The organism is Microbispora bryophytorum (assembly GCF_043197435.1).
GTDB lineage: Bacteria > Actinomycetota > Actinomycetes > Streptosporangiales > Streptosporangiaceae > Microbispora > Microbispora bryophytorum.
Genome location: NZ_JBICTF010000002.1, coordinates 379,972 through 403,256 on the forward strand (window position 1 = coordinate 379,972; position 23,285 = coordinate 403,256).

Annotated in this window: 19 protein-coding genes and 1 tRNA gene; 12 read left to right on the forward strand and 8 right to left on the reverse strand. The window is 68.6% G+C overall.

What is annotated here, in order from left to right; all coding sequences use genetic code 11:
• Positions 1 to 51: 51 nt before the first annotated feature.
• On the forward strand, positions 52 to 2,307 hold the full coding sequence (locus ACGFIB_RS06725; protein ID WP_393369088.1) for a transglycosylase domain-containing protein: 2,256 nt from the start codon (positions 52 to 54) through the stop codon (positions 2,305 to 2,307).
• A 105-nt stretch (positions 2,308 to 2,412) separates the two neighbouring features.
• On the opposite strand, the gene ACGFIB_RS06730 is transcribed toward ACGFIB_RS06725, so the two are convergent.
• Complete coding sequence (locus ACGFIB_RS06730; RefSeq protein ID WP_142567662.1) at positions 2,413 to 2,868, reverse strand: GatB/YqeY domain-containing protein; 456 nt, start codon at positions 2,866 to 2,868, stop codon at positions 2,413 to 2,415.
• Positions 2,869 to 2,948: 80 nt separating this feature from the next.
• On the opposite strand from ACGFIB_RS06730, the gene ACGFIB_RS06735 reads away from it, so the two are divergent.
• The 5 genes from ACGFIB_RS06735 to ACGFIB_RS06755 all read left to right on the forward strand — a co-directional run bounded on the left by ACGFIB_RS06735 (position 2,949) and on the right by ACGFIB_RS06755 (position 7,562).
• Positions 2,949 to 3,881, forward strand: coding sequence for a metallophosphoesterase (locus tag ACGFIB_RS06735; protein WP_393369092.1), 933 nt, complete (start codon positions 2,949 to 2,951; stop codon positions 3,879 to 3,881).
• 35 nt (positions 3,882 to 3,916) lie between these two features.
• Positions 3,917 to 3,993 (forward strand) — tRNA-Pro (locus tag ACGFIB_RS06740).
• Positions 3,994 to 4,734: 741 nt separating this feature from the next.
• Positions 4,735 to 5,061, forward strand: a complete 327-nt coding sequence (locus ACGFIB_RS06745; RefSeq protein WP_393369095.1) for a hypothetical protein — start codon at positions 4,735 to 4,737, stop codon at positions 5,059 to 5,061.
• Positions 5,048 to 6,718 carry a caspase, EACC1-associated type gene (locus ACGFIB_RS06750; RefSeq protein WP_393369098.1) on the forward strand — a complete coding sequence of 557 codons (1,671 nt, stop codon included), beginning with the start codon at positions 5,048 to 5,050 and terminating at the stop codon, positions 6,716 to 6,718. Before ACGFIB_RS06745 ends, ACGFIB_RS06750 begins: the two co-directional genes overlap by 14 nt.
• A 430-nt stretch (positions 6,719 to 7,148) precedes the next feature.
• Positions 7,149 to 7,562 carry an RNA-binding S4 domain-containing protein gene (locus tag ACGFIB_RS06755; protein WP_357241766.1) on the forward strand — a complete coding sequence of 138 codons (414 nt, stop codon included), beginning with the start codon at positions 7,149 to 7,151 and terminating at the stop codon, positions 7,560 to 7,562.
• 233 nt (positions 7,563 to 7,795) lie between these two features.
• Here ACGFIB_RS06755 and ACGFIB_RS06760 read toward each other — a convergent pair whose 3' ends face one another.
• A complete protein-coding gene (locus ACGFIB_RS06760) occupies positions 7,796 to 8,329 on the reverse strand; it encodes a kinase (RefSeq protein ID WP_357241763.1) in 534 nt (177 codons plus the stop codon).
• A 144-nt stretch (positions 8,330 to 8,473) separates the two neighbouring features.
• Positions 8,474 to 9,934 (reverse strand): RICIN domain-containing protein, encoded by a 1,461-nt coding sequence (locus ACGFIB_RS06765; RefSeq protein WP_357241760.1) that lies wholly within the window; start codon positions 9,932 to 9,934, stop codon positions 8,474 to 8,476.
• Between the two features lie 1,194 nt (positions 9,935 to 11,128).
• Between ACGFIB_RS06765 and ACGFIB_RS06770 the strand changes: the two genes are divergently transcribed.
• Positions 11,129 to 12,448: a hypothetical protein gene (locus ACGFIB_RS06770; protein WP_393369102.1), complete on the forward strand. Its 1,320-nt coding sequence runs from the start codon at positions 11,129 to 11,131 to the stop codon at positions 12,446 to 12,448.
• Between the two features lie 157 nt (positions 12,449 to 12,605).
• Here the strand turns inward: ACGFIB_RS06770 and ACGFIB_RS06775 are convergent, their stop codons facing one another.
• On the reverse strand, positions 12,606 to 13,472 hold the full coding sequence (locus tag ACGFIB_RS06775; RefSeq protein WP_357241754.1) for a DUF6745 domain-containing protein: 867 nt from the start codon (positions 13,470 to 13,472) through the stop codon (positions 12,606 to 12,608).
• A 252-nt stretch (positions 13,473 to 13,724) separates the two neighbouring features.
• On the opposite strand from ACGFIB_RS06775, the gene ACGFIB_RS06780 reads away from it, so the two are divergent.
• Positions 13,725 to 14,063, forward strand: a complete 339-nt coding sequence (locus ACGFIB_RS06780) for an Imm51 family immunity protein (RefSeq protein WP_357241751.1) — start codon at positions 13,725 to 13,727, stop codon at positions 14,061 to 14,063.
• Positions 14,064 to 14,113: 50 nt separating this feature from the next.
• Positions 14,114 to 15,214: a PDDEXK family nuclease gene (locus ACGFIB_RS06785; RefSeq protein WP_357241748.1), complete on the forward strand. Its 1,101-nt coding sequence runs from the start codon at positions 14,114 to 14,116 to the stop codon at positions 15,212 to 15,214.
• Between the two features lie 132 nt (positions 15,215 to 15,346).
• Here the strand turns inward: ACGFIB_RS06785 and ACGFIB_RS06790 are convergent, their stop codons facing one another.
• Together ACGFIB_RS06790 and ACGFIB_RS06795 are read right to left on the reverse strand one after the other, a co-directional pair.
• Positions 15,347 to 15,946, reverse strand: a complete 600-nt coding sequence (locus tag ACGFIB_RS06790) for a sugar O-acetyltransferase (protein ID WP_393369106.1) — start codon at positions 15,944 to 15,946, stop codon at positions 15,347 to 15,349.
• A 245-nt stretch (positions 15,947 to 16,191) separates the two neighbouring features.
• On the reverse strand, positions 16,192 to 16,788 hold the full coding sequence (locus ACGFIB_RS06795; protein WP_357241742.1) for a class I SAM-dependent methyltransferase: 597 nt from the start codon (positions 16,786 to 16,788) through the stop codon (positions 16,192 to 16,194).
• A 292-nt stretch (positions 16,789 to 17,080) separates the two neighbouring features.
• Between ACGFIB_RS06795 and ypfJ the strand changes: the two genes are divergently transcribed.
• Together ypfJ and ACGFIB_RS06805 are read left to right on the forward strand one after the other, a co-directional pair.
• The gene (gene ypfJ, locus ACGFIB_RS06800; RefSeq protein ID WP_393369110.1) at positions 17,081 to 18,022 is read left to right on the forward strand and encodes a KPN_02809 family neutral zinc metallopeptidase; all 942 of its coding nucleotides are present in this window, start codon (positions 17,081 to 17,083) and stop codon (positions 18,020 to 18,022) included.
• A gap of 131 nt (positions 18,023 to 18,153) precedes the next feature.
• The gene (locus ACGFIB_RS06805; protein ID WP_393369113.1) at positions 18,154 to 18,879 is read left to right on the forward strand and encodes a DedA family protein; all 726 of its coding nucleotides are present in this window, start codon (positions 18,154 to 18,156) and stop codon (positions 18,877 to 18,879) included.
• 32 nt (positions 18,880 to 18,911) lie between these two features.
• On the opposite strand, the gene ACGFIB_RS06810 is transcribed toward ACGFIB_RS06805, so the two are convergent.
• Positions 18,912 to 19,994: a lysylphosphatidylglycerol synthase transmembrane domain-containing protein gene (locus tag ACGFIB_RS06810; protein ID WP_393369116.1), complete on the reverse strand. Its 1,083-nt coding sequence runs from the start codon at positions 19,992 to 19,994 to the stop codon at positions 18,912 to 18,914.
• Positions 19,995 to 20,107: 113 nt separating this feature from the next.
• On the reverse strand, positions 20,108 to 21,556 hold the full coding sequence (locus tag ACGFIB_RS06815; protein ID WP_357241731.1) for an MFS transporter: 1,449 nt from the start codon (positions 21,554 to 21,556) through the stop codon (positions 20,108 to 20,110).
• Between the two features lie 394 nt (positions 21,557 to 21,950).
• On the opposite strand from ACGFIB_RS06815, the gene ACGFIB_RS06820 reads away from it, so the two are divergent.
• Entirely contained in the window at positions 21,951 to 23,210 is a 1,260-nt protein-coding gene (locus tag ACGFIB_RS06820) for an MFS transporter (RefSeq protein WP_142567741.1), read from the forward strand.
• Positions 23,211 to 23,285: the final 75 nt, after the last annotated feature.

Below are 23,285 nucleotides of genomic sequence, written 5' to 3' on the forward strand. Positions count from 1 at the left end.
CCCGTGACGTCGATGCCGGGAGAGCCGCCAAACGGACGTACCCTTGGTTCCGTGCAAGCTCACGGCAAAACTCTGGCATCCCGGACAGGTGCGGCCCTGCGCCTCATCGGCGCGTCAGGCGTCGCGGGAGTGCTGGCGGCGGCGATTGCACTACCCGCCGTGGGCGGGGCCGGCGTGACGGTCAAGTCGAGCATCGACACTCTGAGCCTCAAGCCGGCGAAGCTCGACGAACCGCCGCTGCCCGAGAAGACGGTCCTGCTGGACGCGGACGGCAAGCAGATCGCCCAGTTCTACTTCGAGAACCGGGAATCGGTCCCGATGGACCGTATCGCGCCGATCATGCTCAAGGCGATCGTGGCGATCGAGGACTTCCGCTTCTACGAGCACGGTCCGCTCGACGTCGAGGGCACCACCCGCGCCCTGGTCAGGAACCTCACCACGGGCGGGGTGACCCAGGGCGGCTCGTCCATCACCCAGCAGTACGTGAAGCAGGTGCTGTACAACAAGGCGGAGACCGACGAGCAGAAGGCCGCCGCCGTCGCGCCGACCGTCGGTCGCAAGCTCAACGAGATCCGCTACGCGATGGGGATCGAGCAGAAGTACAGCAAGGACGAGATCCTCAATCGTTACCTCAACATCGCCTACTTCGGCGCCAGCGCGTACGGCATCGAGGCGGCGTCCAAGCGCTTCTTCGGCAAGCACGCCTCCGAGCTGAGCCTGAGCGAGGCCGCGACGCTGGCGGGAGCCGTACAGGACCCGAACGCCACCGACCCCAACCGGGGCAAGGAGTTCCGCGACCGGCTGCTGAGCCGGCGCAACGTCGTGCTCGACCGCATGCAGCAGCTGCACATCATCACCGAGGCAGAGCGCGACGCGGCCAAGAAGAAGAAGCTGGGGTGGAAGGACAAGGAGATCCCCGGCGGCTGCGAGGAGAGCGACTACCCGTACTTCTGCCTGTACGTGCGCAACGAGATCCTCAACGACCAGCAGTTCGGCAAGACCAAGAAGGCCCGTCAGGACTTCCTGGCCCGCGGCGGCCTGACGATCAGGACCACGCTGAGCCGGAAGATGCAGACATCCGCCGAGAAGGCCATCAAGAAGTACGTCTTCCCGAGCGACAAGCCGGTCGCCTCCGAGGCGCTCGTCGAGCCCGGCACGGGAGCCATCAGGGCGATGGCCTCCAGCCGGAAGTTCGGCACCAGCAGGAAGAAGAACGAGATGTCGATCAACGTCGTCGCGGATGGACTGCACGGCGGCGGCACGGGCTTCCAGGCCGGATCGACCTTCAAGATGTTCACGCTGGTGACGGCGCTGAAGGAAGGCTACAAGTTCAACGACGGCTTCAACGTCGGCAGCACATACACGGCGCCCAGCTACTCCGCGTTCAAGGACTGCAAGGGCAACAACGTCGGCGACATCAAGACCCCGCTGCACAACGCGGAGGGCCACGGCGGGTTCCTGACCCTGCAGACCGGCACCTGGGGCTCGGTGAACACCTTCTTCCTCACCCTTGAGCAGAAGGTCGGCCTCTGCGACGTCGTGAAGACCGCCAAGGACTTCGGCATCAAGCGCGCCGACGGCGGCAAGCTCCAGGAGTTCGAGCCGTTCACGCTCGGCTTCAACGAGATGGACCCGGTCACCGTCGCCACGGCGTACGCGACGCTGGGCGCCCGCGGCAAGTACTGCACACCGATGGCCATCACCGAGATCACCGACCGCTTCAACAAGGTGACCTCGTTCAAGCCGAAGTGCAAGCAGGTCGTCGAGGAAGAGGTCGCCGACGCGGCCACGAACATCCTGTCAGGCGTGTTCACCAAGGGCACCATGTCGGCCGTCGGCGGCATCGGCAGGGACGCGGCCGGCAAGACCGGCACGGGCGACGTCTCCCGGACCGTCTGGTTCGCCGGTTTCACCCCCGACCTGGCGGGTGCGGTCAGCCTCGGCGACCCGCGCGGTCCGGTCCGGTACCCGCTCAGCAACCGCGTGATCGGCGGCCGGTCGTACGGCTCGGTCTTCGGCGCCAGCATCCCGGGCCCGATCTGGAATGCGACCTTCATGTCAGCGCTCAAGGGCGTCGACGCCTCGTCGTTCACCAAGCCGGACATGTCGAGATTCGGCGGCTGCGCCCACCAGTGCGCTCCCCCGCCGAAGCCGAAGTCCGACCGGGGCGACGGCGACGGCCCTGGCGGCGGTCCCGGTGGGGACGGCCCCGGTGGTGGCAGGGGCGGCGGCCACGGTGGCGGTCCCGGTGGCGGCCGGGGCGGCGGCCACGGTGGCGGTGACGCGCCCTTCAACCCGTTTGGATGATCCTTCTCCCGATGGGCCGCTCCTCTCGCCGAGGAGCGGCCCATCGGCGTCTCAGCCCTCCGCCGTCAGGCTGAGTTCCCGGCCTCGGCCGGACACCCGCGGCCGTCAGGCGGACAGGCGGGCGCGTACGGCCTGGGCGATGCGGCCGCCCTCGGCGCGGCCCGCGACCTTCGGGTTCAGGATCTTCATGACCTGACCCATGGCCTTGGGGCCCTGCGCGCCACTCTCGGCGATCGCCTCGTCGACGAGCACGTTCAGCTCCTCGTCGCTCATCTGGGCGGGGAGGTACTCCTCCAGGACCGCCTGCTCGTCCAGCTCCGCCTGGGCCTGCGCGGCCCGCCCGGCGCCCGCGAACGCCTCGGACGCCTCCCGGCGCTTCTTGGCCTCACGGGTCAGCACCTTGATCACCTCGTCGTCGGAGAGCTCGCGAGCCTCCTTGCCGGCGACCTCCTCGACGTTGACGGCGGCCAGAGCCATCCGGATGGTCCGGACCCGTACCTCGTCACGAGCCTTCATCGAGGTCGCGAGGTCGACCTTCAGCTTGTCCTTCAACGCACTCATGCGTCCATCTTGCCGTGCCCGGGCTCCCGTCTTCGCCAGGTTATGCGGGAGACGGGCCGTACGTCGGGCATCATGGCTGTGTGAGGAAAGCAGCCGCGATTCCCCTGTCCATCCTCGGCCTCGGCGTGGCCGGTATCGGCTACGCCTCGGTGATCGAGCGAAACTGGTTCCGGCTGCGCCGGTTCGACGTCCCCGTCCTGGCTCCCGGCCAGCGGCCGGTCCGGATCCTGCAGATCTCCGACCTGCACCTCACCCCCCGGCGCCACCGGCTGATCGAGTGGGTGCGTTCGCTGGCCTCCCTCGACCCCGATCTCGTCGTGAACACGGGCGACACGCTGGCACACCCCGACGCGGTCGAGTCGTACATGTACGCCGTGGAGCCACTGCTCGACCGGCCGGGTCTGTTCGTCTACGGCTCCAACGACATGTACGCCCCCCGGCCGAAGAACCCCGTCCGCTATTTGTGGCGCACGTCCAAGGGGGACCCCCGGCAGCACGTGCCGAACCTGCCATGGGATGAGCTGGGCGCGGCGATGCGGGAGGCCGGCTGGCTGGACATGAACAACGCGACGGCCCGCCTCAAGGTGGGCGATCTCGACGTCCATGTGGGCGGCATCCACGACTCCCACATCGACCGGGACCGATACGACGAGATCGCGGGCCAGGCTCCCGTGGACGCCGACCTGCGACTCGGCGTCATGCACTCGCCTGAGCCGCGCAACATGTCCCGCTTCGCCCAGGACGGGTATCAAGTGCTGCTGGCCGGGCACACCCACGGCGGACAGCTGTGCATTCCGTTCTACGGCGCCCTGGTGACCAACTGCGGCATCGACCGCGCCCGCGTCAAGGGCCTGAGCAGGCACGAGAGCTCCTGGCTGCACGTCTCGGCCGGACTCGGCACCTCGCCGTACGCGCCCGCGCGCTTCGCCTGCCCGCCCGAGGCGACCCTGCTGACGCTCGTCCCCCGCCGCCCTGTCGTGCCGGATGACACAAGCAGCCGCAAAGTCCGCTAGACTTGCCGAGGCGCAGGACGAAAAGTCCAAGCGACCGGGGTGTAGCGCAGCTTGGCAGCGCGCTTCGTTCGGGACGAAGAGGCCGTGGGTTCAAATCCCGCCACCCCGACCAGGTAGTTGAAGGTCAAGGGCCTGATCGCTGGAGACAGCGATCAGGCCCTTGATCGTTTTACTGGCATTCGACCGCCGGTCTGAACGCCGCCAGGGGGCACTGACAGGTTCTCCTGGGCACCTTGGTCACCCGGCTATGCCAGGTCGCGCAGTCATGACTCTCCGCGCTCTCCGGAGACGCACTCCGCAAGCGGATCTCAGCGGGCGAAAACCTCCGTAGGCCTGACGACGTGCCCGAACGGCACTCGGCGCACGCACTACGCCACCGAGGGCTTATCGAGATCTCAAAGCGACGCGGCACTTGGAAGGCGTGGTGGACTTCGGGAAGCGGCACGCGTTGGTCCCGGTACCCCCATTCGTAGATCGCTTGGCAGCGGTTCTCCCTGCCTGCGGTATTGGCTGATCAGCGCTCGTGCCTGATGCGCTCTACGGAGCTTCGACCAAGTCAGGACATGCTCGACCGCATTTGTGGCAGGGCAGAAGAGCCCAGGCCAGGACCCGGCGGATCTCGGCCGTGGATGGACGGACCGGAACGTCACCAAGCCGCTGAATGTCGAAGAGCCGACATCACTCGTCACCGTCTGGTCCGCGGGCATGCCGCCGGATATGCTCGGAGACGAAGTTTTGAGGACTGAGTATTTCGGACATCCCTGCTGAGGAGTCTTGCTCGGTGGAAGAAGGTAGGGCTCACTCTAACGGGCCTGTTTCACTTCGGGTTGAGATCGGTCTAGGGCCGTGGGGGGTGCCGGAAGAGGTCGCCCAAGCCGCCATCCTTCTGCGTCGGGACCTTCTGCAGCTCGACATTCTGGCAGTCGACGCGATTCCGAGCGCTCCACCCGAAGGCGCGAAAGGTGTTGACGTCGGCGCCATTGGCGTGATGCTCGTCAGCCTTATCGAGCCAGCCGGAGTGACGGCAGTGATCGAACTGATCCGTGGGTGGACGAGCCGGGGGCAGGGGCGTTCGGTGAAGGTCCAGCTTGGCAAGGACGTGCTGGAGGTGACCGGAATTTCCCGGGAGGACCAGCGTCGGCTGATCGACCACTGGATCGAGCGTCATGCCAAGCCCTGAGCCCGGTTCGTATGCGCTGATTGTGGGGGCGGATACCTACGCCGACAAGGCGCTGGGACAGTTGAGATCTCCGACGCACGACGGCCGCGAACTATCTGAGGTCTTGTCGGATCCAAGAATCGGCGGCTTCTCCACCCGCCAACTGTTCAACCGGCCCGCCTATGAGGTGGCGGAGGAGATTGAGGGGTTCTTCGCCGACCGCCGGGCCGACGATCTTCTCGTGCTGCACCTTTCCTGTCACGGCGTCAAGGACGAGTCGGGCCGCCTCTACTTCGCAATGTCGTCGACCAGACTTGACCGGCTGGCAGCCACCGGCCTTTCCGCGGCGTTCGTCAACGAGCAGATCGACCGCAGCAGGTCCCAGAAAATAGTCCTGTTATTGGATTGTTGTTATAGCGGAGCGTTTCCCCATAACCTCATTCCCCGGTCGTCGGACCGTATGGGCCTGGATCGATTCCAGGGACGCGGCCGGGTCGTGATCAGCGCGTCCACCGCCCTGGAATATGCATACGAATCCGACACGGGACTCCTGCGCGGCGCCGGGCGACCATCCGTGTTCACAGGGGTGCTGGTCGAAGGGCTTCGGACGGGCAAGGCCGACATCGACAGCGACGGCATCGTGTCTGTGGACGAACTGTACGACTACCTGTTCGATCACGTTCGTCAGATCACACCGCATCAGACCCCCGAGAAGATCAGTACAGTACGAGGCGAGCTGATCATCGCTCGTAACCCCCGATGGGCACCTCACGCCCGACCCGTTTCTTCCGGCAGTGCCGACCCCGGACAAGACGACGCTGAGGATGAGTCGGTCAAGGCGACCCAGCCTTTCCGCCTGGTGGCCAACACGTCCGTGCCCCCGACCGCGCCCGTACCAACGGCGGTCGCGCCTCCCACACTCCCGACCCAGCCAGTCCAGTCCCGAAAGAACGCGTCCGGCCGACGCAGGGGCGTGCTGGGAATCGTCGCGACTGCGGGCACGATAACCGCCATAGTGCTGGGTGTCCTACTCGCGACCAACTTGATCCCACCCGATCCGCTCGCGGCCGTCGTACCCCCACTTAACGGAATGGCCAAGCAGGCCGCGATCAGCAAGCTGACCCGTCTCGGCGTGACGCCGACCCTGGTCGAGGAGAACAGCGACACGATCTCCGCCGGCATCGTTATTGACACGGATCCCCCCAGCGGGCAGCCCATTCGCTCGGACGAATCGGTGACATTGCGGGTGTCCCTGGGACCAAAACCGTCGCCGTCGCGATCGCCGTCTCGATCGCCGTCCCGATCACCGTCGTCATCGCCGTCGTCATCGCCGTCGCGACCGCTGTCATCGCCGTCCTCATCGCCACGACAGACCTCGCCCAGGCCAGAGAACACACCGAGGTTGACTACGGAAGTGCCCAGCGTGGTCGGCCTTACATTGGCGGACGCGACGAAAACGCTCCGGGACGCCGGTTTCAAGGTCAAGTCCTCGGAGCAACCCAGCGACGTCGTCGCGCAGGGCAACGTGATCAACCAGGCGCCGCAGGAGGGGACCAAGCGCATGCCAGAGACCACGATCACGCTGACCGTCTCCAGCGGCCCCGCACAGCAGCCGCCCACAGACCCGCCGACCGACCCGCCGGAGGGGGACGACGGGGGAAACCCATTCGGTAACTAGATCTAGCGTGCCGGACTCCGCGGACAACCCATTCGCTCGGGCGAACGGTGAGATTTCGGGTGTCTCCGTGTGGCGACGCGAATCCCGCCACCCCGACCAGGTAGTTGCAGGTCAAGGGCCTGATCGCTGGAGACAGCGATCAGGCCCTTGATCGTTCGACGTCAGTCTGAACGCCGCCAGGGGGCACGGACGGGTTCTCCTGGGCACCTTGATGAACAAGCTCCGGCCATCGACGGCAGTTCAATTCACCCGGCATGGCTCTCCGCGCTCTGTACGACACGAGGGGTTGCCCCCGCTCCGCGAGCAGGTGCGAGCTGCCGTCATGCACCGTTGGGACCCCGTCAATCCCCGCCAACTCGCCCTCCTCAAGCGGATCTCAAGCGACCAGGACCTCAGCCCGCCGTGCGCCCGGTCTCAGTACAGTGGCGGGGTGTCGGGTGAGCAGGTGGGCGCGAGGGTGGACATCTGGATCTGGTCGGTACGGCTGACCAGGACTCGTTCGATCGCGTCCGACGCCTGCCGGGGCGGTCACGTCCGGGTCAACGGGGTGCGGGTCAAGCCCGCGCACGTCGTCCGGGTCGGTGACGAGGTCCGCCTGCGGCACGAGGGGCGCGAACGCATCGTGGTCGTCTCCCGCGTCATCACCAAGCGCGTCGGCGCCCCCGTGGCCGCCGAGTGCTACGTCGACAAGAGCCCTCCGCCTCCTCCGCGCGAGGAAACCGTGACGGTGGCCGTTCGGGCTCGTGGCGCGGGACGTCCCACCAAACGCGAGCGCCGCAGCATCGACAAACTGCTCGGGCGCCCGATGGTGGAGGAGCGGGACCGCCGGACACGCCCGGAGTGAACGGGCGTGCCGCATCGGATTGGGTGCGGAGTTCTCCCGTCGCCCACGTCGGCGACGCTGTTCTCCGCTGGTGCTCCGGCCGTCAGGAACACCGCCGCCGAGCTGGTGCTGACGGCGTCGCGGGAGCGTTCGAGATCCGGGCAGGCCGAGTTTCGACGCTGGTGGGGGTCTGTCTGGTCAAAGACCGTACAGTCCCGAGATCGGATTGAGGCGACCGCCATCGAGCGGCGTTGTCACTGGCTGGTCTGTGCTGGAGTCAGGCGCGCCTGGCGCAGCACCTGCCGTACCGACGCTTCCAGCGGGCTGTCCTCGCCGATGACCGTCTCGCACCCGTCCGGCAGCAGATCGCGCTCCTGATACCACTCCCGCATCTGGTCCGGGGTGAACTCCAACCGCTGAGGGCGGCTGTCGTGCCGCCGGAGCGTCTCCGGGAAGGACACGTCCAGGTAGAAGAAGACGCTGGTCCCGGCGTGGTCACGGCGGAGGGACTGCAACATCGCCCCGTACCGGCCGGCGGTGAGGATGCCTTCGAGCAGGACGTGATACCCGTGGTCGAGGGAGTACCGGACGATCGTGTCGATGAGGCCGATGTTCACTCCGCCGTCCACGTCCCGCTCCCGCAGCAGTTCCCGGCGTACGACGTCCTGGCCGACCAGCGCCAGACCGCGGCCATAGGCGGCCCGCACGGCACGGGCGACGCTGGTCTTCCCAGAGCCGGAGTTCCCGCGAAGAACGATCAGACGAGTGTCGGGAGAGCCGGTACGCACCGCCTCAGAGTACGAACAGGTCGGGGGGACTGTACGGTGATCTTCACTGCACGGACCCGGGATCCTTCGAACAACCTCACGTGCGGCACCGGGGAAGGGACGTGACCGCGGATCCGCGGATCCGCGGTCACGTCGAGACGAGCGTTAGACGGCCGTGCGCGACCACTGCTGGTTGGCGCCGGTGTTGCACGAATACTGCTTGAGGATCACGCCGTCCGCGGTCGATGCGGACGGTACGTCCACGCATTTGCCGCTGTGTCGTGCCCGGAGCTGGAAGTATCCACCGTTGGCGACCATCTGGAACTGCTGATTGGTGCCGGTGCCGCAGGTGTACTGGATGAGCTCGGCGCCGTCGGCGGTCGAGGCGCTCGTCACGTCGAGGCACTTTCCGCTGTGGCGGCTGATAATGCGCCAGTAGCCGCTGCCGGCGTCCTGGAACTGCCACTGCTGCCATGGATTGCCGCCGTAGGTGTACTGGTCGACGCGCGCGCCGTTGCTGGTGCTCGCCTGCAGGACGTCCATGGTCTTGCCGCTGTGGCGCGCATCGATCCTGTAGAACGTTTCGGGCTGTGGCGAAGGGGTGGAGTTGCCGATGGTGTCGCCCCAGGCGTAGCGGATCCGGTCGGCGCCGGATTGGTTGCGGATGCTCAAGGTGAGATTGGTGCCACTGCCGCCGAGGGCGTACATCGAGTACCAGTCGTACCCGATGGTGCCCGGCTTGCCGCCGAGGGCGGGCCAGTAGGTGCCACCCATCTGGTTGTCACGCATGACCTGGGCCACGGCGCGGAGGTAGCGCACGAAGTTGTCGGTGCTGTTCGCGTCGGCGTAGTTGAGGCCGGTGGACATCGGCGCGCCGAATTCCGTCGCGATCGCGCGGGAGGCGCAGTTGCCCAGAAGCGTCTGAATGTGGCTTCGGAAGGCGTCGTAGGTCATCGCGCTGTAGAAGAAGGCGTAGTAGTGGAAGGACAGCAGCGTCGAGTTGAAGCGGCTGTCGTTGCAGATGTCCCGCAGGTCCTGGCTGAAGCCGGTGCCGCCGATGAGCACCCGGCCGGGCGCCGCCGAGGGGTGGGAGCTGAGCCAGTTGGCCGCGACGTTGCGCCAGTCCGCCGATGAGTAGCCGTGTGGCTCGTTCATCGGCTCGAAGTAGACGTTGCTGTTGGAGCCGTACGTGTTGGTCACGGTGGACCACATCGAGTTCCATGCGGCGAGGTTCGTGATCCTGCCGCCGGAGGCTGCGCCGTCCTCCCAGTAGGCCAGGATGACCTTGAATCCACGGTCGGTGGCGGCGTCGATGGCGCCGCGATAGGAGTTCCACCAGGTCGTGTTGGCCACCGTGTGAGTGTTGATGGGCAACCGGACGGTGTTGACCCCCATGGTGGAGGCCATGTGGTCGTAGAGCGCGTTGGCCTTGGCCCGTACTGTCGCGTTGCTGTCGGACTGGCTCAGGCCCTGCAGGACGAGCGTGCCGGTGCTGAAGTTGTCACCCAGCACGGCCCAGTTCATGCCTCGGAATTGGCTGGTGGCGGCATTGGCCGACGACGCGGGGACGAGGGCTGCCACTGCGGCGAGCGCGGTCACCACAAGGGCGATCAGCAACTGGCGCAACGACCGGATGCTCCGCGTTGGTCCTGATGAGTAATCATCAGACGCCATGCTCAGTGCCATGAAATGTCCCATCACGAGATCCGAATTGCTGGGTCGAACTCTCACTTGTGCACACTGTTAGCGATAACAACACCCACGGAGGCCACACGCTAGAGAGGAGGCGGTAGCGCGTCAACAGAAAGGGAGACGACGTACTCGAACCGCTGGTCCGTCACGGACACCGCTGTAAATTTCAGACAGACTTCCTGGTCGCGCCGACGCCCCGACGGCGCCCCAGGGGCGCGAATGCAACTCCACCGCGCCTCGGCCACACGTTCCGCTCTCCGATCGCGGCCCGGTCGGTGCAGGGGTCGGTGCAGGGGACGAACAGGATCGCCTGCCGCCCGGGGGGGCACAGCGGCCTACCAGGCCGAGGGCCGTCCCTGCTGGACACCCGGAGGGACGCTGATCCCGGAGGTGCGAGTGTCGCCGTCGCGCCTGCCGTGCGGCTGTACGATCAAGCCGGTTCCGAAGATCGGAACCGGCCTTCTGCATTCCCGAGTGCCGACCTGGTGACTATGCCGGTTGACGACTCGTATCGAATTCGCAGCGAACGCCATCGAGACTGGTATGCCTGCCGTCCGTTTGCTTGGCTGGTGGCATGGTTCTTCAGCGTCGGCCCCGGTCCTCTGGGCGAACTTTGGTGACGCTGGTCGTGGTGTCACTTCTGATTGGCGTCGTACTCAGCGCGGGTGTGTTGTGGATACTCACGCTGATACGGGATTCGTTGCTGGGGATGATCCCGATGCTGCCCTTCGATCCGCACTGGTAGACCGCCCGGCCCTGTCATCGACAGGCTCGAACGGTCACCTCCGGCGCCATCCACGTCGCAGATCGCCGCGGTGAGCACGTCGACAGGGCGCGGCAGCGGCTACGGGAATTCGTGGAGAACCTGATCGCCGAGGCCGCACAGGACGGGGACCTGCGTGACGACGTAGCGGCCGGGAACTGGCCGGCTACTGCCTGCACGCCCTCACCGCGGCCGGCACGGTCGACAGCCATGACGCGGTCCACCGCCTGGTCGCCGTCACCCTGGCCGGGCTGGGCACGCCGGCTCCTCCGCCGTGATCCCTTGGCCGTTCGGCTGCCGATCGAATTCGTGATCAGGAATCGCTAGAGTGAGCGTCCCCCCGCTTGATCTCCTGGACGTGACGCGTGCTCCGTTACCGGTCGATCCTTCCCGCCGTGCTCGTGACCGGTGGATATACGGCGGCGCTCATGGTCGCCGTCGTGCTCGCGCTGACCGGCCGCGACGTCGGTTTCCTGTGGCGGCTGTCGCTGTTCGTCGAAGCGGACGAGGACGCCGTGGCCACGTGGCCCATCGTGGTCATCCTCGTCTTCGCGGGCGGGCTGTGGGCCTGGGCCCTGTGGCAGAGCCTGCGGGGCCTGCCGTACGGGAAGACGCTCCCGGCCGACCCCGAGACGCGCCCGCTGCGACGGGCTCTGTATGCGGCAGTGGCGTTCTGGGCGTTCTACGCGGTCATGCCGACCTGGCCGTGGTGGGCCGTGCTGCTCGACGTGCTCGTGACGTCGGCGGTCGTCATACTGTTCCACCCGGTGCTGCGCCGCAACGTACGTCACGCCGGCCTCGCCCTGGGCGCCGGCCTGCTGGCCCAGGGGAGCGTGGCGGCGACCGAGGTGTTCGACGTGCTCGACTGGCGCGCGGCGGAGCGCGCGGCGGCGCTCGGCGGGTTCGCCGCCGTCGGGACTCTGGTGTGGTCCGTGCTGGTGCTCGTGGCGCAGTGGCGGGACGGCCGTTGGGGGCGGGCGACCGTGTGGTACGGCGTCGCCTCACTGGTGGCTCCGGACGCGCTCCTCCTCGGGCGCATACCGCTGAGCGGGACCGGCGACCTCTACAACGTGTACGACGAGGCCACCTCGGCCGCCTCCGCCCTCTTCGTGATCTGGCTGGCCCGGTCCGCCCACGAGCTCGGGGGCGCGCCCAGCGGGCTCGCGCCGTACGTCCCGCCGGCCGACCGCAGAGCCACGCTCATGGTGGTGGCCCGCCTCACCGCGTGCCTGGTTCTGCTCCTTCCGCCGCTGGCCAACAAGCATCCGGCGTGGATCAGCCCGCACGTGTCGATCGAACGACTGCCTCCCGTCGTGGGTGACGTGGTGGGCGCCGTATCCCCGGCGTTCTGGCACGCTTTGGAGCTGTTCGTCGGCGTCGGCGGCCTGTCCGTACTGGTGCTTGTCGCTCTGCATCGGCGGGCCGTGTTCTGGGCGGCGATGAGCGGCCTGTTCCTCACCGCGCTCGGCGGGCTCGCCGTGACCCTGGTCGACCGGCGTGGGCCTGGTCTCCCTGGCGGCTGGGTTCTCTCCCGGCCGGATGACGTCGATCTGTACGGCATGATCGCGACCTTCTCGAGGCCGACCGTTTCACCGTTGTGGTTCACCGCAGCCTGCCTGGTCTCGGCCGCCCTGCTCTGGTCTCAGAGGCACCGGCGCCTGGCAACGCCCTGCAGCCGGATGTAACCCGGCTTCATGCCCGCGCCGGCGCGGCCCCGCTGTCGGGGCAGGCCGGGGGACGGGCTGGGGAGCGGGCTGGGGGGCGAGCCGGGGACGGAACAACCTGTCTCGTCCCCAGCCCGCCCGTGGTCAGGCAAGCCCCGTGATCAGGTAAGCCCCGTGGTCACGTAAGCAACGGGTGCCAGCCGTCCCGGTAGCGGACGCCACCGCGACGGAGCCGGACCTCGTCGTGCCAGGTTCCTGGCACTGGTTCGACGCGGACCATTTCGGGCCGATCCACGACGACGCACACATCCTCGCCGGGCCACCACCAGCCGCAGGAGCGCACCAGTGCGGCCCAGTGGCCGAGGTGCTCGACCTCGTCCGGCCCGTAGGAGGCCAGTCCGAGCCGGTGCAGGGCGTCGTAGTAGGCGACCCATGCCGCGTCCTGCTGCCCGTACCAGCACGCCGGTAAGGGCCTGCCGCCGGACAGCGCGTTGCGGACGGGCACGCGGTATCCGTGCGCGAGGCTCCGGTGCAGTGCGGTGCGGATGCCCTGGTGCAGCACCACACCCAGTGGAACGCCGGCGTCGAGTGCCTTCAGCGGGGGCAGTTCGGGCCAGGGCTCGCCCCGCTTACCCTTCCGCGTCGGGGACAGCTCAGGGTCGGTGTGGGAGACACCGGCGCTGAGTGCGCCGCGCAGCTGGGACTCGAGCATGGCCAGATCACTGGCCAGTGATGGTGTCCCCCGTGGATGAGGATCCCGGATCCACCCGTAGAGCTGGTCGAGAGTGGGCAGACCGGTGACAAGCGGGATCGCCTTGGCCGGTGAGTCGACCCATTCGAACCGGGGTTTCGGGCGAGAGATCCTCGCGTAGATCACGGTGAGGCTGTGTTCGGCAGTCTGCCGGGCGGCGGGCTGTGTGGACAGACCGTGGTCCAGCCACTCCTGCCGGATCTTGACTGCTTCCTGCCACCGGTCGTGAGCGCTCTTGCTCCGGACGTCGGCCACAGGTTCGGCGGCGGCATAGCGCCGCGTGAGCGCGGTCACCGCGCGTGGGCGTCGCCGCCCTTTCGGTTGGAGATCATGCCTCGATAATGGCCTGTGCTCCGCGGTGCGCGCAACCGCTCGATTGGTCTCCGCCCCAACCGCCGCTCGCATCCGCAGTGGACGGGCCGGTCGCGCCGAGGCGGGCACGCGCGTCGCGCCGACCGGCCCTCACGACGTGCTGCGCTGCGGCGGCATACCAGTGGGCGACGAGCGTGCCTTGCAGCGTGGGTTCGAAGGTGACAGCATGCGCCGATGCATCCGTTGAAGCTGATCGGTTCGACCCCGGGACAGTACACGCTGGTGCTGAACGCGGGAACCACGCAGGTGGACGACGTGATAGAAGAACTCGGTCACGAGCCGAACGGATATTTCTGGGAAGGCGTCGCACAGGTGCTCGTCCGCACCGAGGCCCCTGCCCTGGAAGGCCGGTTCGCATACGACCCTGAAGGCGGCATGTTCTGCGCGTACGGCGGGGACCGTGGCGCGCTGGAGGACCTGGGCGCCCGGATGGCGGCCGTCGCCGCAGACGCCGACCGCATGCGGCGGCTTATCACGGCCGCCGAGGCGGACGGGTTCGAGTTCGACGACTGATCGCCTGCCGCTGAGCAGTAGACGGCAAGCCCGCCGGTCATCGGGCAACAGTGACGGTCAGCAAGGGAGCATCGGTGACAGGTATTTGGCATGACGAAGGAAAAGGGCTCGTGCCTCTCCCGGCCCAGCGTTACGCGGACGAGCAGGCGCTACACAGCAGCATCGAACGCGCTCCAGCGATGTTGCCGCTTCCCGGTCAGCCCAGACTGGTGATTCTGGGCCGGGAGGTGCAGCTCGGCAATGGCTATGCCGATCTCGTGGCCGTGGACGCGGACAGTGGGCGACCAGTGGTCATTGAAGTGAAACTGGCCGCCAATTCGGATCGGAGAACCGTCTTCGCACAGGTTCTCGGATACGCGTCCTATATTTTCCGGCTGTCGGCGACCGCGTTCGAAGAGCTCATGCAGCGTTATGTGACCGAGCGTGGACACGCGACTGTCGCCGCCTTGGTGGCTGCCGAGGTCGGTGACGGGTCGTTCGACATCGATTCCTTTCGCAACGGCATGGCTGAGGAATTCGAAAAAGGGAATGCGCGCTGCGTTGTGGTCTTCGATGCCGCGCCGACCGACCTGATCGAGCTCGCAGGGTATCTGCAGACCGTCACCAACGATCGTCTGGACATCGATCTGGTGACGGTGACAGCCTACGACGTGGGTGGTAGCCAGGTGCTCGTCCCGCAACTGGTCGAACCGGAGCGCGCTTTGGCGGCCTCGATTTCGCCGTCGAGGATGCAGCGGGAAGCCAAGCCGGCTTCGGGATCGGCTTCCTTCCGCGACAGCATCGACAGCGCCGATCCCTCCCATCGTGAACTGCTCCGCCGGCTGTGCGACTGGGCGGAGCAATTGCAGTCGGACCGTTTGACCACCCTCTTCACCACCGTGGGCAAGGGCCGCTGGATCCTCAATCCGCGTCTTCCCGGCCAGAGCCGTGGAATGTTCACGATCTGGAATGACGGAGGCGCCTATGTGAGCCCGCAGCGCACCGTCATCCAAGCCGAGGCGCCGAACGCACTAGCCCGCCTGGACGAACGGCTTCCTGGCCAGATCGGTCAGAACAACTACCTGAAGTGCGACATCAACGACGAGGTGCTCGCGCTTCTGAGAAGTGCCTACGAGGAATCAGCTAATCGCAGAACTCCCGCAGAAGAGTAGGGGCCTGTCCAATGCCGCGTTGACGCTGACATGGGTTGCGTCCACGGGCGGAATGTCTCCGCGGCCCGGGCGAGGGCGCACCCGGAGTGTCGATCCACACAAGTGGGCTCGACGTCGCCGTGTCGGGCGCGGTTACAGGGCGTCGGGGCGCCAGCCGGTGGCATCCCGCTCGGTGATCTCGCGCAGGACCCGGGCGGGGTTGCCGGCGGCGATGACGCGTGCGGGGACGTCTCGGGTCACGACGGCCCCGGAGCCGACGATCGCGCCGTCGCCGATGGTCACGCCGGGGTTGATGGTGACTCCACCCCCGATCCACACGCTGTCGCCGATGGTCACGGGCCTGGCGTAGCAGGCCCCCGCGACGCGCTCGTCGGGATCGATGGCGTGGTTGGAGGTGTAGATGCTCACGCGCGGCCCGAGCAGGACGTTGTCGCCGATCGTGATGCGTGCGCCGTCGAGCATGACGGCGTCGAAGTTGGCGTAGAAGCCGGCGCCGACGGTGATGTTGTAGCCGAACTCGCACCGGAAGGTGGGCTCGAAGTGCACGCCGGGGCCCACGTGGTCGAGCAGGTCACGGAGGAGGGCCTCGCGCTGGGCCTGGGGAGCGCCGAAGCTGTCGTTGTAGGCGTTGGTGAGCAGCACGGCACGCTGCCGGGCGGCGACCAGTTCGCCGGTCAGGTCGTTGTACATCCGCCCGGTGAGGATGTGGGCGCGCTGTGCCTCAAGGCTCACGGTCGTCTCCTGCGTTCGGTCCTCGTCGGCTGCGCGGTCGCCTTCGAGCCGGGCCGCGCAGGCGCCGATTCGGGCACTCGTCGAGGACCAAGTGTCGCGGAACCGACGACCGCCGCTGACGGGACCTCTCCTGCGGAGAGCGTGGTCCGCAGCGTTCGCGCGAGCGCCGGCGGCGATCTCCTCCTGGGCCGTCACCCCGTCACCCCGTCACCCCCGTCACCCACGTCACCCGCGTCATCGGTCGCTCATCTCCGTGCCAGCGCCAGGTAGCGCTCCTCGGTGTCGTCGTAGTCGAGCAGGGTCCAGCCGGCGGCATCCAGCAGGGGACGGAGATTGTGCTCGGCCCGTATGTCGGCGGGGGTCAGGGTGCGGCCACGCCGCGCCGCGAGCACCGCGCGGCCCACGGGGTGGAACAACGCCAGCATCCCGCCGGGGCGGGTCACCCGGGCCAGCTCGGACAGCACGGCCGCCGGCAGGAGAACGTGGGAGATCAGCCCGGAGGCCAGCACGCCGTCGGCCACGCCGTCGCGGAGTGGAAGCCGCCCGACGTCGGCGATCACCAGCCGGCCGAACTCGCCCCGTCCCCGCTCGCGACCGGACCGGATCATCTCCGGGGTGACGTCCACGCCCACCACGTGCCCGGCGGCCCCGACCGCGTCCCGCAGCAGGGGGAACGCACGGCCGGTTCCACATCCGGCGTCGAGGACCAGCCCCCCGGCGGGCAGGGCCATCTCGGCGATCGCGGCGGCGAAGGCCGGGCCGTCGTCGGGATACTTCTCCTCCCAGGTGGCCGCCCTCGCGGCGAAGAACTCCCTGGTCTCCTCAAGGGATCGATCGTTCATGGTCTGCGGCTCCTCAGCGGAAGGAGGTGGATGAACGATTCGACCACGGTCCGGGCCTCGTCACGAAGCCGGGCGGCCGGCCGCCCCAGAGGGGCTCGGACAGGGCGCTGCCCGCACTGCCGGGGATGACGATCCGGGCTCCGCACGCCGGCAGGGACCGCCGGGCGAGGTCCGAGCGCCAGGTGGGGATCGGCCCCGCCTACGCCGGTAGATCGACAACTGCGCCCGCTCCCGGTGCGGCGCGTCGGGGATCATAGGACGTGGCTGGTCCCGGGACAGGAAGGCGGGCGTGATGGACTTCCGCGACGACGTGGATCTCGACGCGTCACAGGTGGAGGAGGGCGGCGGCGGGTTCTCAGGTGGCGGGTTCTCAGGTGGCGGGTTCTCAGGTGGCGGGTTCCCCGGCGGCGGGCTCGCGATCGGCGGGGGCGTCGTCGGTGTCGTCGCCCTGGTCGTCGCCCTGGTTCTGGGGGTCAACCCGGCCGATCTCCTCAGCGGTGGAGGCTCCTCGTCCGGCGGGTCCACGGGCGCGCGCCCGGCCTCGGATCCGACCTCCCGAGATCTGAGCGAGTGCAAGAAGGGCAGCGACGCGGACCAGTCGGAGAAGTGCCGCGTGGTGGGGGTGGTCAACAGCGTCCAGAAATACTGGCGGGACGCCTTCACCGAGCGGGGCGGGCAGTCGTACCGCAACGCGCGGACCGTCCTGTTCACCAACGCCGTGAGCACGGGCTGCGGCCAGGCGAGCTCGGCCGTCGGCCCCTTCTACTGCCCGGCCGACAGCCGGGTCTACCTCGACCTCGGCTTCTTCAAGGAGCTGGAGAGCGAATTCGGCGCCAAGGGCGGGCCCTTCGCCCAGGCGTACGTGATCGGTCACGAGTACGGCCACCACGTGCAGAACATCCTCGGCACCAACCGGCGGGCCGCCGGCGACAGCCAGGGCGCGGGCAGCGCCTCCGTACGGCTTGAGCTTCAGGCGGACTGCTACGCCGGGGTGTGGGCGAAGAACGCGGTGGACACGGGGTTCTACGAGAGCCCGTTCACCAAGGCGGACATCCAGGAGGCCCTGGACGCCGCGGCGGCGGTGGGCGACGACAGGATCCAGGAGCGCTCCCGGGGCAGGGTGGACCCCGAGGGGTGGACGCACGGGAGCTCCCAGCAGCGGGTCAAATGGTTCACCACGGGCTATACGACGGGCTCTCCCGCCCGGTGCGACACGTTCTCCGGCGCGGTCTGACGTTTTCCCTGCCGCCTGGACGCTTACTGAGGCTTTCCCGCCTCGAACTACTGGCGTTCCCCATGTGACGTGCATTGTGGGGAGGGCGTGCATTGTGGGGAGACAGTCGTCGCGGCGGCGGGGGGCATCCGATGACGCAGGGGCTGCACCAGTTCATGGCGATGGCGGGCCCATGGGCCTACCTGGTGGTCGGGCTGATGGCCTGCGCGGAGACGGGGGCGCTCGTCGGGCTCGTGGTGCCGGGTGAGATCACCCTGCTGATGGCCGGTTTCCTCGCCTTCACGGGGCACGTGAGCCTGCTCGTCATGATGGTCGTGGCCGGCGTGGGCGCGGTCGCCGGTGATTCGATCAGCTACCGGATCGGCAGGCGGCTGGGGCCTCGCGTGCGCGCCAGCCGGCTGGGCCGCCGGGTGAGCGCGGAGCGATGGGACCGCACGGAGGACTACCTGCGGCGGCGCGGTGGATGGGCCGTCCTGTTCGGCCGCTGGGTCGGTCTGCTGCGCGCCCTGGTCCCCATGCTGGCCGGCATGGGACGCCTGCCGTACGCGAGATTCCTCGCCTACGGGGTGCCCGGCGGGCTGGCCTGGGGGGCGGGCACCGTCGCGCTCGGGTACGCCGCGGGGAGCTCGTACGAGCTGGTGGAGCAGTTCTCCGGGCGTGTCGGTCTCCTGGTCGCGGCCGGCCTGGTCGCGCTGGCCGCCGCCGGCCTGGGCGTCCACCGGCTGACCCGGCCCCGAACGCCGGTCGTGGCGGAGTCTGTCGGGGCGGAGTCTGTCGTGGCGGAGTGTGCCAGGGCGGAGTGTGCCAGGGCGGAGCGCGCCAGGGCCACGCCCTCCGGCCGCCCGGTGCAGAGGTAGCTCGACCCCCGCGCCGCACGCCGGCCGGCGGCTCACGGCCGCGCCCGTGCGGTCAGCGACCAGATGCTCCAGGCGAACCAGCCCACCGGGATCTCGATCAGGTGGGCGAAGAACCAGAACAGCAGCACCGCCGCCGTGGCCGCCCCAGGTGCGACGCCGAAGCCGATCAGCGCCAGCGCGGTCGCCGACTCGCTGATCCCCGATCCGCCGGGTGTGATGACGGCGGTGGTCAGCACCCGGTTGATCGCGAAGGCCGCGACCGCCTCGGGGACGGCGACCTCGGCACCGGTCACGCGCAGGCATCCGATGAACAGCACGCACTGCAGCGCCATGTAGGCGACCATGCCGAGCGTGAGCCGGGGCCACCGCGTACGAGTGATCTCGATGGTGGAGTGACGCAGGTCGAGCAGGAAGTCGCGCAGGCACGGCTTTCGCCTGAGCGGCAGGAATCGGACCACCCGATCCAGGCCCCGCCCCAGCAGGTCGGCCACCGCCTCCCGGTGGAGGGCGGCCGTCATGGCGACGACGACGCCGATGAGCAACGCGCCGCCGACCCCTGCGGCCGTCGCGAGCCGGCGATCCGGCATGTATCCCGCGCCGAGCAGGCAGCCGAGTCCCACGGCGGGGAGCAGGAAGCGGGACAGCAGGTTCCACACGCCCGTCACGACCGTCGACGCCACCACCGGCCGCCGTCCGAAGCCCCACCTGGTCATCATGGTGAAGGTCATGGCCACGCCCACGGCCCCGCCGAACGGCAGCATGTTGCTGGCGCCGCTGCCGACGCAGTTGACCAGCAGCGCCCGGCGCCTGCTCAACCCGGGCAGGGAGTCGCTCAGCACGTTCGAGTACGCCCACAGCCCGGCCGCCCACACCCCGGTGAGCACCGCCATCGCGCCCCAGCCGATCCGCACCAGGCGCTCGTCGAGCTGCCCCCAGGTGACTCCGGTGATGTGCGGAAGGAACGAGATGAGCACGGCCGCCAGCGCCAGGGAGATCAGCGACATGACGACCCTGCTCCGGGGCGCGCGGCCCGTCGCCGCCTCCGCCCCCGCGTCCGCCCCCGCGTCCGCCCCCGCGTCCGCCTCCGCCTCTGCCGCCGCTGAAATGGTCTCCACGCCGGTTCGCCACCTCCACCCTGTCCGCTTCATCCGGATTAGCGAGTCAAATGAAGAACAATCCCAAACATGCGTTTTGAGCAAAATGGGCGGCAAATTTACGGCAGCGCCGATCAGACCGTTCGCGGGCCTTCCGCGCCCAGCGGCTCGGCGACGTCCTCCAGCGAACGGCGAGCCGCCTCCACTCCCATGAACCACTGCACGAGCCCGGCGGCGATCATCAGGACAGCCCCGATGAGGTATCCGACGACGACGTTGCCCACGCTGTGACTCTCCACCAGGTGGCCGAACAGCACGGGGCCGACGATGCCTCCGAGGCCGGTGCCGAGCGCGTAGAAGAACGAGATGACCACCGGCCGCGTCTCCATCGGGAAGATCTCCGAGACCGTCAGGTACGCGGCACTCGCCCCGGCCGAGGCGAAGAAGAACACCGCCATCCAGCAGATGGTGAGTGTCTCCGGCGACAGCAGGTCCGCCTGGAACAGCGCGGCCGTCCCGAGCAGGAGCACCCCCGATGTCCCGTACGTGCCGGCGATCATCGGACGGCGTCCGACCGAGTCGAAGAACCGGCCCAGCAGCACCGGACCGAGGAAGTTGCCGATCGCGATCGGGATGAGATACCAGGGCGTGTCGTCGTCCAGGACGGTGAAGAACGTCGAGAGGACCAGGGCGTAGGTGAAGAAGATGGAGTTGTAGAGGAACGCCTGGCCCACGAACAGCAGCAGGCCGACCGCCGTCCGCCGGGGATATCGGCGCATCAGGGTGGCGGCCACCTCGGTCAGCGGTGTGTACCTCCGCGGGGTGATCCTGATCCTGGCGCGGGGCGGATCGAGCCTCCGGCCGGCCTGCTCCCGCACCGTCGCCTCGATGTGACCGATCGTCTCCTCCGCCTCCCGCACGCGACCGTGGATCAGCAGCCAGCGTGGGCTCTCCGGCGGCGGCGCGAGCCGCCGTACCAGCAGGATCACCGAACCGAACAGCGCGCCGAGCCCGAACAGCAGACGCCAGCCGAGGTCGGTCGGGAGCATGCTCATGTTGAGCACCGGGATCGCGATGAGGGCGCCGAGAACCGTGCCGAGCCAGAAGGAGCCGTTCACCGCGAGGTCGACCCTCCCGCGCACCCGCGAGGGGATGAGCTCGTCGATCGCCGAGTTGACCGCGGCGTACTCGCCTCCGATGCCCATGCCGGTGAAGAACCGGCACAGGTAGAAGTCCCACGCGTGATGGGAGAAGGCGGTGGCCAAGGTGGCGGCCAGGTAGAGGGCGAGCGTCACCAGGAAGATCCTCGTACGTCCGAAGCGGTCCGTCAGGTGGGCGAACAGGAGCGCGCCGGCGCAGGCGCCGGCGATGTAGATCCCGGCCGCGATCCCGACCTGGCTCTCGGTGAGCCCCAGTCCGCTGCCCGGCTCGGTGATCCTCGGGCCGATGACGCCGACGATCGTGACCTCGATGCCGTCGAGGATCCAGACGGTGCCGAGACCGAGCAGCACCATCCAATGCCAGCGAGCCCAGGGGAGCCGGTCCAGCCGTCCGGGGATGTCGGTGCTGATTTGCCCGAACATGTCACCCCCTTTTCGCAGGATATGACGCTGTATCCGGCCATATCAGGAGTGGCGCGGGATACACGGGCATCAATCCCTCTCCGGGCCCTCGGTGTTCGAGCGGGGCCGACGGATACCGGGCGCGAGTGGGGGCCGGAGTCCGATCCAGGACAGGCCGCAGGAGGAACCCGAAGCGCGGCGCGGACGGCCGGTCCGAGGCGCGGGCGCCCACCACGTACTGATCTCGTGCGGAGGGCGGCTGATGGACAGGGCACCTTCTCGTGACGTCGACAGGGCCGGAAACACCCGGCGAGGGCCCTTCCCGGCGCCAGGCGCCGATCCGGCCGCGGAAACCGGGACGAATTCCGGCCGGCGAGAACATCAGGGGCGAGAGCCGGGCTCCCCGCCGCTCCGGATGGGCGACGCGTACGGGCTCGGCGGCGATCTGGCCATGGTCAGGGAGCGGCGGTTCGCCCTGTTGCTCGCCGCTCGCACCGTCTCGGTGCTGGGCAGTGGCTTCGCTCCCATCGCCCTCGCTTTCGGCGTCCTCGCGCTGCCCGGTGCGAGGGCGACGACGCTGTCGGCGGTCCTCGCCGCCCAGGCGCTGCCGATGGTGGCCTTCCTCCTGCTCGGAGGGGTCGTCGCGGACCGGATGCCGAGGCACCGGGTGATGACCGCGGCGGAGTCCGTCAACGCGGCGGCCCACCTCTGCCTGGCCGCGATGATGCTGACGAAGTGGGCGCCACTCCCCCCGCTCCTGGTGGCGAGCGCCGTCAGCGGCATCGCCGGCGCCATGTTGTTCCCGGCGCTGACCGGGATCATCCGCGACGTGGTCCCGCCCGGCCGGTTACACAGTGCCAACGCCCTGCTCGGGATGGGGACCAACGTCTCGAAGATGGCGGGTCTCGTGCTCAGCGGCGGCGCCGTGGTCCTGATCGGCAGCGGCTGGGTGCTGATGACGAGCGGCGTCATGTTCGCCGTCGCCGCCGTGCTGGTCACGATGCTCCGCGGTTCCCCCGGTCAAGGCTCACCCGGTGGCGCCCACTCGGTGCTGGCCGATCTGCGGGACGGCTGGCGCGAGTTCGTCTCCCGGCAGTGGCTGTGGGTGGCCGTGGCACAGTTCTCGATCCTGATGATGGCCGTGCAGGCGGCGTACGGCGTGCTCGGCCCTCTGGTCGCCAGGCAGCACATGGGCGGCGCTCCCGCCTGGTCGGCGGTCCTCGCCGGCGAGGCCGTCGGAATGGCCATCGGGGTCGTCCTCGCGTTCCGGCTGCGTCCCCGGCGGCCCGTCATGGTCGCGACGCTCCTCACCCTGCCCACCGCCGCGCCGTACGTGCTGCTCGGCGTCGGCGCGCCGCTGTGGTCCATCGTGAGCGGGGCCCTCGTCGCCGGCGTCTGCTTCGACATCTACGGCGTGCTGTGGAACACCACGGTCCAGCGGGAGATCCCGGGCGAGTCGCTGTCGCGGGTCAGCTCCTACGACTCGCTCGGTTCCCTGATGCTCGGGCCCCTGGGCATGCTGCTGGCCGGTCCGCTGGCCGTCACGGTCGGCGCGCAGCCCGCGCTGATCGGGTGCGGCGCGATGGTGGTGCTGGTCTCCATGCTGGCCGTGCTCTTCCCGGGGGTGCGGGAGCTCCGGGTCCCGGACGTACGGGCCGTGCCGACGAGATCTTGATCACCTCGGGGCGGTCTTTACCGGCGGGCGGAACCCGGCCATGGCCCTTGATCGTTCAGGTGGGCGGCTGACACA

Excerpts from the sequence above, each read along its gene's own strand:
- ACGFIB_RS06820 (WP_142567741.1), top strand. The coding sequence starts at position 21,951 with ATGGGCGACGCGTACGGGCTCGGCGGCGATCTGGCCATGGTCAGGGAG.
- ACGFIB_RS06795 (WP_357241742.1), bottom strand. The coding sequence starts at position 16,788 with ATGAACGATCGATCCCTTGAGGAGACCAGGGAGTTCTTCGCCGCGAGG.
- ACGFIB_RS06805 (WP_393369113.1), top strand. The coding sequence starts at position 18,154 with ATGACGCAGGGGCTGCACCAGTTCATGGCGATGGCGGGCCCATGGGCC.
- ACGFIB_RS06780 (WP_357241751.1), top strand. The coding sequence starts at position 13,725 with ATGCATCCGTTGAAGCTGATCGGTTCGACCCCGGGACAGTACACGCTG.
- ACGFIB_RS06730 (WP_142567662.1), bottom strand. The coding sequence starts at position 2,868 with ATGAGTGCGTTGAAGGACAAGCTGAAGGTCGACCTCGCGACCTCGATG.
- ACGFIB_RS06750 (WP_393369098.1), top strand. The coding sequence starts at position 5,048 with ATGCCAAGCCCTGAGCCCGGTTCGTATGCGCTGATTGTGGGGGCGGAT.
- ypfJ (WP_393369110.1), top strand. The coding sequence starts at position 17,081 with ATGGACTTCCGCGACGACGTGGATCTCGACGCGTCACAGGTGGAGGAG.
- ACGFIB_RS06815 (WP_357241731.1), bottom strand. The coding sequence starts at position 21,556 with ATGTTCGGGCAAATCAGCACCGACATCCCCGGACGGCTGGACCGGCTC.